Below are 14,311 nucleotides of genomic sequence, written 5' to 3'. Positions count from 1 at the left end.
GGGATCCTCTCAAAGGGGACAGACCTCCCTGAGCCAAAGGCGGTTGAACCGCCTATCCCAGTCCGATCATCTTCTGTACGGCTCCCAGGGCCTTGACCCGGATATTTTCATCCACCCTGACTTCATGGTCATGGGGGCGCTCAAGGGAGGCCAGGACATGTTCCAGCCTGATTTTTTTCATGTCTTCACAGAGCATTCTGTCCGAGACCGGAAAGAATTTCTTGCCGGGATTGGCCCTGGAAATGGGATGGATCAGCCCGGTTTCCGTTCCCAGGATAAACTCTTTGGCATGGGATTTCCCGGCGAATTTGATCATGCCCGATGTGGACTCGATGCTATCGGCTTTTTCCAGGATCTCCGGGGGGCATTCAGGATGGGCAATGAACAGGGCATGGGGATGGTTCTTTCTGGCCGCGTCAACCTCTTCAGGGGTCAGGCGGTTGTGAAAAGGGCAGAACCCCTCCCATAGATGGATCTTTTTGTCCGTATGGGCGGCCGCGTATCGGGCCAGGTTTTTGTCCGGGCACATGAGCACCTCATCGGCCTCAAGGGAATTGACCACCCGGATCACATTGGCCGAGGTGCAGCAGACATCGGAAACCGCCTTGACTGCGGCGGATGAATTGACATAGGTGATAACGGGAATGTTTCCCAGTTCTTTTTTCCGGGCTGCCAGCTCTTCCGGCTCCACCATGTCGGCCATGGGGCAGCCCGCATCCTTTACCGGCAGGACCACCTGTTTGTCCGGACAGAGAATGGAAGCGGTCTCGGCCATGAAATGAACCCCGCAGAATACGATGATCCGGGCCGAAGTCCGGGAGGCCTTTATGCTCAGTTCAAGGGAATCCCCGCAAAGATCCGCGATATCCTGGATCTCCGGGGGCTCGTAATTGTGGGCCAGGATAATGGCGTTCTTTTCTTTTGCCGTTCTTTTGATCTGATTTTCAATGGGCTCTTTCATCTGACCTCCCATGTTTTATTCCATTTCTATGATACTGGCCCCTTCCGGGATTTTAAAATCGAAAAAACCGGCCTCCAGGGGGGCAAAGAGGATGTTGCTGAATTCAAACAGGGTGGCGTCTCCATGGGCATTGAGCGTGGTGATCCGGCGGATCTCATGGCTGTCCCGGGATACCCGGAGGATAATGGAGGAGACTTCCCCGGAATCACTGTCTGCCGGGGCCCCGGCCTTGGTATCCAGGGCAAGCTCCACCCAGGCCGGATCCGTCCCCCGGACCGAGATCCGGAAGTTCTTCCGGATCAGTCCGATGTCCGACAAAAAAGCCCCGCCGGCCCCGGACTTGAAAAAGCGGGAAGCGTTTCCCTCCATGACCTGGTTCTGTTCCGGCCTGTAAATCCAGACCGACTTCCCGTTGGTGATGATCTCATGCCGGTCCGGAGCCGTATAGAGCCAGCGCATTTTCCCGGGATGGGAAAACCAGGCCTTTCCGGAAGCGGTTTCCGTGATATCCAGCACCTTGAGGGTGGAGATCTGGGAGAAATCGGCAGAAAAGCTTTTGCCGGCGTATTTTTTTTCCAGGTTGTCCAGGGTAGCGTCCCTGAGTCCCAGGTCTTTGGCAAATCCCGGCACTGACGCCAGGAAAAACCATAAGACCAGGCTTAAGGCCGCAGGTGAAAATAAGGATCTGTATCTTTTCATTATTTTAAGAGCTTTTTGATATCCTTGCGTTTGTCTTCGGCATATATCCGCCGCAGTTTGGGCTTCTCGATCTTACCCGTGGGGTTCCGGGGCACCTCCCCGAAAAATATTTGTTTCAATTGCTTGTACCGGGGAAGTTGGGCCTGGAACTGGACAATATCGGATTCACACATGAATGCCCCGGGTTTGACCGATATAATCCCGGCCGGGATCTCCCCCAGACGGTCGTCGGGCACCCCGATGACGGCAATGTCCTTGATCTTTTCGTGCCGGATAAAGAAATCCTCGATTTCAACGGGAAAGATGTTTTCTCCCCCATAGATGATCATATCCTTTTTCCGGTCCACCAGCCAGATAAAACCGTCTTTGTCGGTTCTGGCGATGTCCCCGGTATGAAGCCATCCGTCTTTAAGGGTTTTCTTTGTGGCCTCGGGGTTTTTATAGTACTCTTTCATGACCCCGGGTCCCTTGATGATGAGTTCACCGGATTCGCCCCCAAAGAGTTCCTCCCCCAGTTTGTCCACCACCTTGACCTCCCATCCGTGGCCGGGAAGCCCGATGGGGCCGACACGACCCGAGTTTTCCACTCCCAGGTGAACGCATCCCGGGCCCGTGGATTCGGTAAGCCCGTAATTGGTGTCATACTCCTGGCCCGGGAAATACTCATGCCAGGTCTGGATAAGGCTTGGCGGCACGGGCTGGGCACCGGCATGCATGAGGCGCCACTGGTCAAGCCTGTATTTTTTCAGGTCAATGTCCCCGTTTTCTATGGCAATGATGATGTCATGGGCCCAGGGCACCAGGAGCCAGGCAATGGTGCATTTTTCCTCGGACACGGCCTCGATGATCCATTCCGGTTTTACCCCCCTGAGCAGGACGCATTTGCCTCCCACCAGGAAACTGCCCATCCAGTGCATCTTGGCCCCGGTATGGTAGAGGGGGGGGATGCATAAAAAGATGTCCTCCCGGGTCTGTCCGTGGTGGGCGTTTTCCACCTCACAGGCATGGGCAAGGTTCTTGTGGGTCAGGAGAACCGCCTTGGGGGTTCCCGTGGTTCCCGAGGTGAAGTAGAGGGCGGCGTCATCCTCCGGGGCCAGATCCACCTTCGGCCGGACAAGGCCGTCTTCCTCTCGGATAAATTCATCAAAGGGACAGGCCCATTCCGGGCAGAGAGGGGCAGGGCCCGTGAAGATCCAGGTCTCCACCATGGGGTCCAGTTGGGGTTTGATCGCTTCAATACGCTGGATGAATTCCTCGCCGAAGATAAAGGCCCGGGCTTCTGCCGTCCGGGTACAGAGCAGGATCTTGTCGGACTCAAACCGAAAGTTCAGGGGTACGGCCCAGGCTCCGGTGTAGAGGATGCCGAAATAGATGGGAAGCCACTCCATGGAGTTGCTCATGAGCTGGACTACCTTATCCGACTTTTTTATCCCGTTTTTCTCAAGGGCCTTGGCCAGGCGGCAGGAGGTTTGGTAAAATTCATTCCAGGTCATCTCACTCCTGCTGCCGCTGGCGGGAATCCTCTCCACCAGTGCGATGTCCTCTCCGTAAAGCCTCTTGTTCTTCTCCAGTATTTCAGTGATGATCATTGAACGCCCTTGTAAAAAATTCTAAAGCCCATATACAGAAAATCCTGCCGCGGGCTATAGTAGCCCACGGCAGGATTTTCTTCAACATTATTGTTTTCTTCTTATTACGGGCTTACCGATTTGTTAAGACCCTATTTGTCCTTTTTGACCTCTTCAAAGTCAGCATCCACCACATCATCATCTTCCTGGGGGGCTGCTCCGTCATTGCCGGCCTGATCTCCGCTCTGGGCCGCCTGCTGGTACATGACCTCGGCCAGTTTGTGGGAGGCCTGGGACAGTGCTTCGACCTTGGACTTGATCTCTTCCACATTGTCTGAATCCTTGGCCTGCTTCAGGGCCTCCACAGCAGATTCAATCCCCTGTCTTGTGGCTTCATCCACCTTGTCGCCGTGTTCCTTAAGGGTCTTCTCGGTCTGGTCCACAAGGGCCTCGGCCTGGTTTTTGGTATCCACCAGTTCCCGTTTCTGCTTGTCTTCCTCTGCATGCATCTCAGCATCCTTGACCATGTTTTCAATTTCTTCGTCTGAAAGGCCGGATGCAGCAGTGATCTGGATGGACTGTTCCTTGCCCGTTGCCTTGTCCTTGGCTGCAACGTGGACAATGCCGTTGGCATCAATATCAAAGGAGACCTCGATCTGGGGAACGCCCCTGGGAGCCGGCGGGATGTCGGAGAGTTCAAACTGGCCCAGGGTCTTGTTGCCTGCGGCCATTTCCCTTTCCCCCTGGAGCACATGGATGGAAACCGCGGGCTGGTTGTCTGCCGCTGTTGAGAAAACCTGGCTCTTCTTGGTGGGGATGGTGGTGTTCTTTTCAATGAGTTTGGTCATGACACCGCCCAGGGTCTCAATGCCCAGGGAAAGCGGGGTGACATCCAGGAGCAGGACATCGTTGACATCCCCCTGGAGCACGCCGGCCTGAACAGCTGCGCCCATGGCCACCACCTCGTCCGGGTTCACCCCTTTGTGGGGCTTTTTACCAAAGATTTTTTCCACCCGTTCCTGAACCGCCGGCATCCGGGTCATTCCGCCCACAAGCACGACTTCATCCACGCCGCCGGCCCCTAGATTGGCTTCTTTTAATGCGGTTTTACAGGGTTTTTCAAGGTTGTCCAGAAGATCGGCCACCAGGGATTCCAGTTTGGCCCGGGTCAGTTTGACGTCCAGATGTTTGGGCCCTGAGGCGTCGGCCGTGATAAAGGGCAGGTTGATGGTGGTTTCCGTGGCAGTGGAGAGTTCCATCTTGGCCTTTTCCGCGGCTTCCTTGAGACGCTGGAGTGCCATTTTGTCCCCCCGGACATCAATGCCCTGTCCTTTTTTAAATTCATCGGCAATATAATCGATGATTCTCAGGTCAAAGTCCTCTCCGCCCAGATGGGTATCGCCGGAGGTGGATTTTACTTCAAATACCCCGTCTCCGATTTCAAGGACAGACACGTCAAAGGTACCTCCGCCCAGATCGAATACGGCTATTTTTTCTTCGCCTTTTTTGTCCAGGCCGTAGGCCAGGGAGGCAGCCGTGGGTTCGTTGATGATTCGTTTGACCTCAAGGCCTGCAATCTTGCCGGCATCTTTGGTGGCCTGTCTCTGGCTGTCGTTGAAGTACGCCGGAACCGTGATTACAGCTTCCTTGACTTCCTCGCCCAGGTAATCCTCGGCGGTTTTCTTGATATTGGCCAGGATAAAAGAGGATATCTCCGCCGGGCTGTGCTGCTTGCCCCTCAGATTGATCCGGGTGTCGCCGTTGGGGGCGGCTTCGATCTTATAGGGAAGGATGGGCAGGTCGTTCTGGACTTCCTTTGACTTGAATTTTCTCCCGATGAGGCGCTTGACCCCGAATACCGTATTTTCGGGATTGGTTACGGCCTGGCGCTTGGCGGTCTGGCCCACCAGCCGCTCCCCGCTTTCCGAAACAGCGACAATGGACGGGGTGGTCCGTCCGCCTTCTGCATTGGTGATGATTTTGACTTCTCCACCCGTTTCCATCACGGCCACACAGGAGTTGGTTGTTCCCAGGTCAATTCCGATTATCTTACCCATAGTAATTCCTCCAAGATATTTTTAATTTTCTTTGGTTTCTTTTTCTTCAACTCTTTTTGAGACAACAACCATGGCCGGTCTGATCAGCCTGTCATGGAGAAGGTAGCCTTTCTGCAGCACGTTGATCACCGTGTTGTCAGGAACCTTATCGGTTTCCTCCTGGGTGACGGCCTGGTGAAAATTGGGATCAAAGGGCTGGTTTTCCGCTTCCACAGGCTTTACATTATAGGTCTCAAAAAGCTTCATGATTTCCTTGAGCGTCAGTTTGACGCCTTCCAAAAGACTTTCCTGATCCGGGTTCTCCTCTGCAGAGGTAATGGCCCTTTCCAGGTTGTCCACCACCGAGAGGAATTGTCTGAAAACGGTCTCATTGGCAAACTTTTTGAAGTCGTCAATTTCCCTTTGCTTTCTCTTTTTGTAGTTTTCAAATTCAGCAGAAAGCCTCAGGGCGCGATCTTTTTCAGCGGAGAGCTGCTCTTTGAGCGATTCGATTCCGTTTTCTTCCTCTTGACCGTTTTTTACCTGTTCTTTTTCGGAATCTTTTGGGGCGGCTTCTTTTTTGGCAGAATCTTTTTCTTCTTTTTTATCTTTTGGCTTGGTTTTGCTTTTGAGTACCAATGTTGTCTCCTGCTCCAATATTTCCTTAGATTTTAAGAGTAAATGATTAAAAACAATAAATTATGGCTGAAAAATAAGTCTGTTTAAAGGCATGTCAAGAATAAAAAGGGGAAGGGTTTAAAAGAAAAGAACCGGCTGGCAGAAGATCAGTAAAATTGCATGACCGGGATCGATCCACGACACAGAAGAGATCACTTATCGCTGCTTCCTTCCGGACCTGACGAGGTTCATGGCCTTCTGTTACGAGGCGACCGATCAGAATAATACCGAATCCGGCTGCCAGCCGGAATCAATATATATAGTCGGTATTTCTTTGTTTTTCAAGTTTAATCTTGATCCGGGGGCCCCTCTATTTTAACTCATCCATGATGGGCCGGGCCCTGTCATCCCCCTGTATGATGCGGCGGAAAAGGGGTTGGGATAAATTTCTCCGGTCGGGAACCCGGGTAAATTATTGTTTGAAGAAAACCGGGTTTTAAGATAGTATAGGGCCGTAACGACTTGAATCTTTTTTCCATGGTTTGAATATTGGGATTCAAGGCCGATCTACTTCTTTATTATTACAGGAGAGTGGTATGAGTGAGATATTGAATGAGGGCCAAAAAACGATTGTCAGACCGGGTGCGGATGTGGTCGCTTCCATGGCAGAGGAACTCAAGGAAGATCTATTGTCTGCCGTGAATGAGTCCCAGGGGGACCTGATCATTGATTTGCAGGGAGTGGAGATCGTTGATTCTGTAGGGATCGGTGTTATTATTGCCGCCCACAATACCCTGAGTCAGTCTGCCCGGAAATTGAAAGTGATAAACGTGCATAAGGATGTGCTGGGCCTCTTTACCACCATGCGCCTGAATCGCAGGTTTGATGTGGAATCGGCCGAATAAATCCCGCGGCAGGAGAATACAGGGGTAAGGGATATGAGGATAATAGCGCTGTTGAGTTGTGTGCTCCTGTTTTTGTCATGTTCTTCATGTGATGATAAAAAAGAGGATTATTCCGGGCTGACGGAATTGGTGGCCCAGCGGCAGAAGGCCCGGAAGGCCTTGTCGGGCAAGTCCTCAGATTCGGTAAGTTCAAAACCGGGCATACAAACGGAAAAAGAGGACTCGGGAACGAAAAAACAGGAGGATCTTTCCTCCAAGACCCTTTATAGTAAAAGGGTTGAGATTATTGATCCTTCTACCGGGACACCCCTTGCCAGGGGAATGGCCTATCTGACCAAAGAGGGGGATATCGTAAAAATCAAGATAATAAAAGAGTAAGACCTTTGGTCCGGATATGAATTTACACCGGCCGTTTTCTTCTATTGGAGCCCGACGGAAGATCGGTAAACTCTTCTTTTTTTGAGCCTTCCCCATTGGGCTTGTCCGGTTCAGGTTCAGGTTCAGCCTCCGGTTTCGGGTCAAGCTTTTCCGGCTCGGTTTTCTGATCCGGCTTCCCGGCTTCAGGTTCCCCGGCCATCTTTTCCACAGGAACCCCGTTCCCGGTCAGAACCTCTTCCTGCCCGTTTTCACCAAGCTGTTCTTCATAATCCTGTATTTTTTTATTGGCAGCGAAAAGCTTTCTGACAGACTCATCCCTGACTTTTTCCAGCTCTTTAATGGTTTTATTGTTTTCCTTAATCCGTTTCTGGAATTTTTCAACCACCTGCTGGGTTCTGTTTGCGGCCTTTTTTTCGATGGCCTTGGTCATGGTATGGATCATCAGGATGTTGACCAGTTCTCCGATCAGGGCGATGATGGTGACATAGACCAGCCCGTCGGCCTGCAAAAAGTACAGAATGGCAACGATTATGATGGAGATAAAAAATATCATTTTACAGTTTGATCTACCCGGTTCTTAAGTTTATTGATGCATCATAGATCAACTCCGGGGAACTTACAATTTTTTTTTACTGGATTATAATTCAAAACAGGTGGGTTTCCGCCCTTATCCAGTTTTCAACGGCTGGCGGCAATTCACAAGCGCCCCGTTGATATCCGAATACCTCATCCGCCGCATCATTGGAGACCCAACCGGATTTCGATACAAAGGCGCCTTTAAGATAACCGGCAGCGGCCAGCTTCCCGTCTGCTTTCCGAAACTCGAAATGGAAATAATTCCACCGGTCATCCCAGGCCTTTAGCTGCAGGGTCAGCGTGCATTTTTCAAACAATGACAATCCTTTTCGATAGGTGATGAGGACGCCTCCTATCATCGGCCTCATGCCATTGCGGATGGCTTTGTACAAAACACCGGTTCTCAAAAAGAAATCAATGCTTCCCAGGTCAAGGAGGGTTAAATACCGGCCGTTATTTAAATGGCGATTGATATCCAGATCATTGGGTAAGATACGGAGCGGTAAAATGATCCCGTCAAAAAAATCGATCTTGGGTTTGAAAAATGATCGGAAGATTGTCCAGATCAATCTGAGATATAGGTTCATTTTTTCCCCCTTGAAGACGCTCAGCAGTGGTAACGCCTGACAATAGCAAAACAGCCTTAAATCTTTTTGAACCCAGTAGGGATAATCGGACCATATCCTGACCTTGGAGGAAATTGCAACTGTTAATTAAGGCAGACTCTTTTCTGTTGATTTTTAGGGTGGAGTCAAGATAGTGTCTAACATAGTTGGCAGGCAATCAGAGCCAATTATGTTTAACCAGTATCGATATCGATTATCCGTACATACATTCAATCCATGTTAAGCGCAAAGAGAAATCCACGCAAAGAGAAATCCAATGGACAGACACCCCATAGAAATACAAATTGAAAGAGCAGACAAGGCCATCGTTGCTGAAGACTTTGACACTTTACTTGATATTTATACGGATGATGCAGTTTTGGTCGTCGAGCCAGGCAGAAATGCGAAAGGGAAAGAATCCATACGCAGGGCATTTGAAGCAATAGCCCTTTATTTTAAGAATGGACTGCGGGTCAGACAAAACGGTATGGAGATTCTTGAAACAGAGAATACGGCTTTGGTTCTGGCCAATACAATTATTTCAGCCCCCAACCTGCCCGATACGGAACGAAAGGCAACCTACGTTTTTAATAAAGCCCCCAATGGGGATTGGCTGTGTTCAATCGATAATTCCTATGGCCATGACATCATAGGGAAAGGCGCTTAAAACCCAGTGCGGGTGGGCGGCATGGGCGGGCAGGTTTGAATAACTTTTCCGGGCTGAAAGCCATTAAATATTTAATGGTTCCGTGGCAGTCCAGGCAGAGCTCCTGGGCAGAGTGGCATGCATATCCTAAAGAGGAACACAAATGAATCCAATCGAATTCTATGAGGCCAAGCTGTTATTTGAAACGGATTCCTGGGATCTGTTCGAGGCAATTAAAACAGGAGCGCCCTGGGTGGTTGTGGACGCACGATCTGAAGAAGCTTTTAGGCTTGAACATATTCCCACGGCCGTCAGCATTCCCCATAAAACAATGTCTGAACTGACTACAGGGCATTTGGACAAATCAAAAATATACATTACCTATTGTGACGGTATCGGATGCAATGCCTCTACAAAAGGCGCCCTTAAATTGGCCAGATTGGGCTTTCAAACCAGAGAGCTGCTAGGCGGTTTGGACTGGTGGAAAAGAGACGGGTATGCAACGGATGGAGAGCAAGGGAAAGAAGGAAGAAAAATTTAAGATTAGGTTCCCATCTGCCATATGCATATCAAACCGCTTCATCGGATGATATGAAGGGGTTAAAATTTTCTATATCTAAGGAGGCTGAAAATGAAAAAACTATACGATTCCGCCGATCTTGAAAGAAAGGAAAACCGTACTCCCCATTACCATTTTACCTGGGGCGGAATGATCATTCCTTCGGTTTTTGCAATTGTCGTTCTGGGCGTTATTTTTTTTCTGGCAAAATAAATTTAATACAATCAAGCGGACACAATTGGCTTAAATAGAAACGGAAATGGTGCAGGGATAAAAACATTCCATGGAAAATGGTCGGGGCGGAGAGATTCGAACTCCCGACATCCTGCTCCCAAAGCAGGCGCGCTACCAGACTGCGCTACGCCCCGAATCAATAAACACAATCAGAATAAATATCATTTTTAGACCTTTGCCGCAAGAACATTTATTGGCCCTGATCCTCCATCAAGGTACCGCCTGCTTCGTTGCCTTTGGTCATTCCTCCCTGCGGAGTATGGTTTATACGACTCAGTCGTCGCTCCTTGGCGCCTTACATCCGGCACCTTGCTGGAAGGCCAGGCAAGAGCGCTATACTCATGGGATTTCTAGGACCATAAAAATTATGCAGTGGATTTGAGTTGATTTTACGGGTTGGAGGGCAGAGTTTTTAATATTCGATCGATTCCCCGGGAAATGGCTTCGGAAAACCGGGTCAATACAGCTTCCCGGTTTTCCGGGGCTGCAAGTATTGAAAGGGAAAAGGGTTCCATGACAAGGGCGGGCATGAGGGTGCCTTCCAGGACAGGGGCAGGGGCAGGGACAACAGAGACTTTTATTGCCTGTCCGCTTAAGGCGTTTGACAAAACGGCTGCCGCCTTTCTGCTTTCTGCCTGGAGAATGAGGGGCTGATCCCGCCAGGAATCCGGCTGGCTTGAACGGCTGCCCCCGGGGTTATCAAAATAAAAGATCATCCCGGGCCCAATCTTTCTCCCGTGGAGGTGGAGGCTGAGAAAGAAATCTGCCCGGTTCTGGTTGGCATGGGCGGCCCGTTCGGCCGGGGGAATCTGGATATCCTCGGTTCTTGTGAGCCGGACATTGTACCGGTTGTCCAGGAGTCTGGCAATCTGTTTGGCCAGGGCCAGGGTCGCTTCTTTTTCATTGGGTCCGGAAGAGGCGGCAATGCCGGTATCCGAGCCCCCGTGTCCCGGGTCAATGACAAGGGTTTTCTGGGTGGTTCTGATGGACTGGGCCGCCCGCAGAGAATCGGATGAAATTCCCGGGGCCGCCAAAAACAAGAGGGCCATCAGGATTCGGAGGGCGAGTTTGGTCAATTTTCTTGACACCTTTATATTGAAGCGTTATCTTAATAAACTTTATTAAAAATGTTTGTATTAGTTTTTTGTGATATTTATGTCATAAATTTTTTTATTTTTAAAGAATTGTTTTTTACGCAATTGGACAGGACGGAAACATGCAGGTAAAAATCGAAGATCAGAGCAGTGTGAAAAAAAAGCTCTCTTTTGAAATTCCCAAGGAAAAAGTGACCAAGGAACTGAACAAGGCCTATAATGAACTGAAGAAAAAGGCCGATGTCAAGGGGTTCAGAAAAGGCAAGATTCCGAGAAAGGTTCTGGAGAACAGGTTTTCCAAGGATGTCCATGCCGATGTGACTCCCCGGCTCATCCAGGATTCATTTGTGGAGGCGGTCCGGGAACATGAATTGAATGTGGTCGGAGCCCCCCAGATGGATCCCCCGGATCTGACTCCGGACCAGGCCTATACCTTTGACGTGGTTGTCGAGATTAAGCCTGAGCTTGAGGATATTGATTTCCAGGGAATTGAACTTGAGAAGAACAAATATCAGGTTTCCGATGATGAGATCCAGGCCCAGATCAGCATGATTCAAAAGACCATGGCCAAAAAAGAGCCGGTAAAAGAAGAACGTCCTGTCAAAGAGACGGATTTTGTTCTCATCGACTATGAAGGATTCCTGGACGGGGAAGCCTATGATAAGACCCCGAAAATTGAAAATTATGTTATGGGTATCGGGCAGGGAGTGCTGCCGGAAGAATTCTCCGAAAAACTGATCGGGACCATTCCCGTGCAGGACCTTGAGGTCGAGGTCTCCTATGCAGAGGATTTCCATGATGAAAATCTCAAGGGAAAAACCATCCTTTACAAGGTGACCCTCAAGGAAATCCAGGAAGAGATTCTGCCCGAAATCAACGATGATCTGGTCAAGGATCTGGGTAAATTTGAAACCCTTGAAGAGGTAAAGGATTCCATCCGGGAAAACCTTGAAAAGGGATATGCCCAGCGGATCAAGCATGAGATGAGTGAACAGGTCTTTCAGCATTTGCTCAAAAAAGTGGAATTCGAAATCCCCGAGGCCTTGATTGAGGGCGAGCTCAACGGCATTATCTCCGAGGCGGAACAGGCCTATGCCCAGAACAATACCAGTCTGGAAGAGGCGGGCCTGAGCCGGGATCTTTTAAAGACCCAGTACAGGGATGTGGCCGAAAAACAGGCCCGGCGCCATGTAATCCTGGAAAAGGTGATTTCCCAGGAAAATCTGGATCTTGACGAAGAAGAACTGAACAAGAGCTTTGAGGAGATGGCCCAGGGCATGAATGCCAGCGTGGACGCCATAAAGAACTTCTTTCAGATGGACCCGAGACAGCTTGAATATTATAAGCATACCCAGCTTGAAAAAAAAGCAGTTGACCTTATAATAGAAAAAGGCAGCGTAACCGAGGTCGACCCCAAGGCTGCCGAGGAGGATTCCAAGGAAGAACCCGAGGAAGCTCCGTCCGGGGAAAAGGCCTAACCTGACCTGATTTTAATCTGAATGTAACCGGATTAAAAAAACGATAATGAAAAAGGAGCCAAAACCGTGCCTCTAATTCCAATGGTTGTTGAACAGAGCAACAGGGGTGAGCGTGCATACGATATTTACTCCCGTCTTTTAAAAGACCGGATTATTTTCCTGGGATCTGCCATAGATAATGAAATTGCCAACCTGATTGTGGCCCAGATGCTCTTCCTGGAATCGGAAGACCCTGAAAAAGATATCAGTTTTTATATCAACTCACCGGGCGGGGTGGTCACCGCCGGCCTGGCCATCTATGATACCATGCAGTATATCAAGCCCGACGTGACAACGGTCTGCATCGGCCAGGCCGCGAGCATGGGAGCCCTTCTCATGGCAGCCGGTGCAAACGGCAAGCGGATCGCCCTGCCCAATTCCAGGATCATGATCCATCAGCCGTTGGGAGGAGCCCAGGGCCAGGCCACTGACATCAAGATCCAGGCCACTGAGATCCTGAGAATGAAAGACAACCTGAACGAGATCCTGTCTTCCCATACCGGACAGAAACTCGAAAGAGTGGCTGAGGATACGGAACGGGATTTTTTCATGTCCGGGCCCGAAGCCAAGGAATACGGGCTGATTGACAGGGTGGTTGCCGATAGAAGCGAGTTGGAGAAAGAAACCCAGGAGCCAGCGGAGGATTAGTCGTCTATGGCAAAGAAAGATGAACCCAATGATCAGTTTTTCTGCTCTTTTTGCGGAAAGAATCAAAAGGAAGTCAAGAAGCTCATTGCCGGTCCCAGTGTCTATATCTGCAACGAATGTATAAAGCTGTGCGGCGAGATCATCGAGGATGAGGAAAAAGAAAAGACAGATGATAAGATCGGGCCCCAGGATTTCCCGGTGCCCAAGAAGATCAAGGAGCAGCTTGATTCCTATGTGATCGAACAGGACCGGGCCAAAAAGGTCCTGTCCGTGGCCGTTTACAACCATTATAAGCGCCTGGCCTCCCATATTGAAAAACGGGATGACGATGTTGAAATCCAGAAGAGCAATATCCTGATCATCGGGCCCACGGGGTGCGGGAAGACCCTTCTGGCCCAGACCCTTGCCCGGTTCCTGGACGTTCCCTTTGCCATAGCCGATGCCACGGCCCTGACCGAAGCCGGGTATGTGGGGGAGGATGTTGAAAATATCGTGCTCTCCCTGGTTCAGAACGCGGACTATGATATTGAAAAGGCCCAGAAGGGAATCATCTATATCGATGAAATCGATAAAATTTCCCAGCGGGGCGATAATCCCTCCATCACCCGGGATGTCTCGGGCGAGGGGGTCCAGCAGGCCCTGCTCAAGATCATTGAAGGAACCGTTGCCTCCATTCCCCCCAAGGGCGGAAGAAAACATCCCCAGCAGGACTACGTAAAGGTGGATACCTCCAATATCCTCTTTATCTGCGGGGGAACCTTTACCGGCCTTGAAAAGGTGGTGGAAAGACGGATCACCAAAAAAAGCATGGGATTCGGGGCCAAGATCGCCGATAAAAAAGATGTCAAGATCGGGGAACTCCTGGAAAAGCTCAAACCCGAGGACCTGATCAAGTTCGGGCTGATTCCTGAATTTTTGGGAAGACTGCCCATAATCACCTCCATCGGCGAGCTCAACGAATCCTCCCTGGTGAAGATCCTGACCCAGCCTAAAAATGCATTGGTGAAGCAATACCATCAGCTTTTCAAGGTAGAGGGAGTGGACCTCCAGTTTACCGATGAAGCCTGTGAGGCCATGGCCAAGGAAGCTGTGGCAAGGAAATCCGGGGCCAGGGGACTTCGGGCCATCATGGAAGAGACCATGCTGGATATCATGTATGAGATTCCTTCCATGGAAAATGTCCGGGAATGCGTGGTGGGTGAAGAAGTCGTGCTCAAGAACGAACCCCCCATTCTTCTCTATGAACAACCCAAGAAACAAGCCTGAT

General features: G+C 50.3%; 16 protein-coding genes, 1 tRNA gene and 1 other RNA gene. 8 read left to right on the top strand and 10 right to left on the bottom strand.

The genetic code is table 11. From position 1 onward, the window contains the following. Window positions 1–52 precede the first annotated feature (52 nt). The 6 genes from nadA to ffs form a co-directional block, all read right to left on the bottom strand. The gene (gene nadA / locus F608_RS0108990; RefSeq protein WP_153307472.1) at window positions 53–961 is read right to left on the bottom strand and encodes a quinolinate synthase NadA; all 909 of its coding nucleotides are present in this window, start codon (window positions 959–961) and stop codon (window positions 53–55) included. A 15-nt stretch (window positions 962–976) separates the two neighbouring features. Further along, window positions 977–1,660 (bottom strand): LolA family protein, encoded by a 684-nt coding sequence (locus tag F608_RS0108985; RefSeq protein ID WP_022665297.1) that lies wholly within the window; start codon window positions 1,658–1,660, stop codon window positions 977–979. Then, entirely contained in the window at window positions 1,660–3,249 is a 1,590-nt protein-coding gene (locus F608_RS0108980) for a class I adenylate-forming enzyme family protein (protein ID WP_022665296.1), read from the bottom strand. The genes F608_RS0108985 and F608_RS0108980 overlap by 1 nt, the downstream gene beginning before the upstream one ends. A gap of 131 nt (window positions 3,250–3,380) precedes the next feature. Continuing rightward, window positions 3,381–5,285: a molecular chaperone DnaK gene (gene dnaK, locus F608_RS0108975; protein ID WP_022665295.1), complete on the bottom strand. Its 1,905-nt coding sequence runs from the start codon at window positions 5,283–5,285 to the stop codon at window positions 3,381–3,383. A gap of 21 nt (window positions 5,286–5,306) precedes the next feature. Continuing rightward, a complete protein-coding gene (gene grpE / locus F608_RS0108970; protein ID WP_022665294.1) occupies window positions 5,307–5,903 on the bottom strand; it encodes a nucleotide exchange factor GrpE in 597 nt (198 codons plus the stop codon). Window positions 5,904–6,063: 160 nt separating this feature from the next. Beyond that, window positions 6,064–6,160, bottom strand: an RNA gene (gene ffs, locus F608_RS35655) — signal recognition particle sRNA small type. 318 nt (window positions 6,161–6,478) lie between these two features. On the opposite strand from ffs, the gene F608_RS0108960 reads away from it, so the two are divergent. Both F608_RS0108960 and F608_RS0108955 read left to right on the top strand, forming a co-directional pair. Next, window positions 6,479–6,787: an STAS domain-containing protein gene (locus F608_RS0108960; protein WP_022665292.1), complete on the top strand. Its 309-nt coding sequence runs from the start codon at window positions 6,479–6,481 to the stop codon at window positions 6,785–6,787. 33 nt (window positions 6,788–6,820) lie between these two features. Further along, on the top strand, window positions 6,821–7,165 hold the full coding sequence (locus F608_RS0108955; RefSeq protein WP_153307471.1) for a hypothetical protein: 345 nt from the start codon (window positions 6,821–6,823) through the stop codon (window positions 7,163–7,165). 22 nt (window positions 7,166–7,187) lie between these two features. On the opposite strand, the gene F608_RS0108950 is transcribed toward F608_RS0108955, so the two are convergent. Both F608_RS0108950 and F608_RS34580 read right to left on the bottom strand, forming a co-directional pair. Beyond that, window positions 7,188–7,718, bottom strand: a complete 531-nt coding sequence (locus F608_RS0108950; protein WP_022665290.1) for a hypothetical protein — start codon at window positions 7,716–7,718, stop codon at window positions 7,188–7,190. 91 nt (window positions 7,719–7,809) lie between these two features. Further along, window positions 7,810–8,328 carry an acyl-CoA thioesterase gene (locus tag F608_RS34580; RefSeq protein WP_022665289.1) on the bottom strand — a complete coding sequence of 173 codons (519 nt, stop codon included), beginning with the start codon at window positions 8,326–8,328 and terminating at the stop codon, window positions 7,810–7,812. Between the two features lie 295 nt (window positions 8,329–8,623). Here F608_RS34580 and F608_RS0108940 point away from each other — a divergent pair, with 295 nt between their 5' ends. The 3 genes from F608_RS0108940 to F608_RS36140 all read left to right on the top strand — a co-directional run bounded on the left by F608_RS0108940 (window position 8,624) and on the right by F608_RS36140 (window position 9,764). Further along, a complete protein-coding gene (locus tag F608_RS0108940; RefSeq protein WP_022665288.1) occupies window positions 8,624–9,013 on the top strand; it encodes a YybH family protein in 390 nt (129 codons plus the stop codon). A 142-nt stretch (window positions 9,014–9,155) separates the two neighbouring features. Next, the gene (locus tag F608_RS0108935; protein ID WP_022665287.1) at window positions 9,156–9,533 is read left to right on the top strand and encodes a rhodanese-like domain-containing protein; all 378 of its coding nucleotides are present in this window, start codon (window positions 9,156–9,158) and stop codon (window positions 9,531–9,533) included. 90 nt (window positions 9,534–9,623) lie between these two features. After that, a complete protein-coding gene (locus tag F608_RS36140) occupies window positions 9,624–9,764 on the top strand; it encodes a hypothetical protein (RefSeq protein WP_022665286.1) in 141 nt (46 codons plus the stop codon). 78 nt (window positions 9,765–9,842) lie between these two features. On the opposite strand, the gene F608_RS0108925 is transcribed toward F608_RS36140, so the two are convergent. After that, a tRNA-Pro gene (locus F608_RS0108925) sits at window positions 9,843–9,919 on the bottom strand. Window positions 9,920–10,174: 255 nt separating this feature from the next. Then, window positions 10,175–10,861: an N-acetylmuramoyl-L-alanine amidase family protein gene (locus F608_RS0108920; protein ID WP_022665285.1), complete on the bottom strand. Its 687-nt coding sequence runs from the start codon at window positions 10,859–10,861 to the stop codon at window positions 10,175–10,177. 140 nt (window positions 10,862–11,001) lie between these two features. On the opposite strand from F608_RS0108920, the gene tig reads away from it, so the two are divergent. From tig to clpX, 3 genes are all read left to right on the top strand, one after another. Next, window positions 11,002–12,357, top strand: a complete 1,356-nt coding sequence (tig, locus tag F608_RS0108915) for a trigger factor (RefSeq protein ID WP_022665284.1) — start codon at window positions 11,002–11,004, stop codon at window positions 12,355–12,357. Window positions 12,358–12,423: 66 nt separating this feature from the next. Beyond that, window positions 12,424–13,044, top strand: a complete 621-nt coding sequence (clpP, locus tag F608_RS0108910) for an ATP-dependent Clp endopeptidase proteolytic subunit ClpP (RefSeq protein WP_022665283.1) — start codon at window positions 12,424–12,426, stop codon at window positions 13,042–13,044. Between the two features lie 6 nt (window positions 13,045–13,050). Then, entirely contained in the window at window positions 13,051–14,310 is a 1,260-nt protein-coding gene (clpX, locus tag F608_RS0108905) for an ATP-dependent Clp protease ATP-binding subunit ClpX (RefSeq protein WP_022665282.1), read from the top strand. Window position 14,311 lies beyond the last annotated feature (1 nt).

The organism is Desulfospira joergensenii DSM 10085, from assembly GCF_000420085.1.
Lineage (GTDB): Bacteria > Desulfobacterota > Desulfobacteria > Desulfobacterales > Desulfobacteraceae > Desulfospira > Desulfospira joergensenii.
This window is presented reverse-complemented; position numbering and strand designations above follow the sequence as displayed.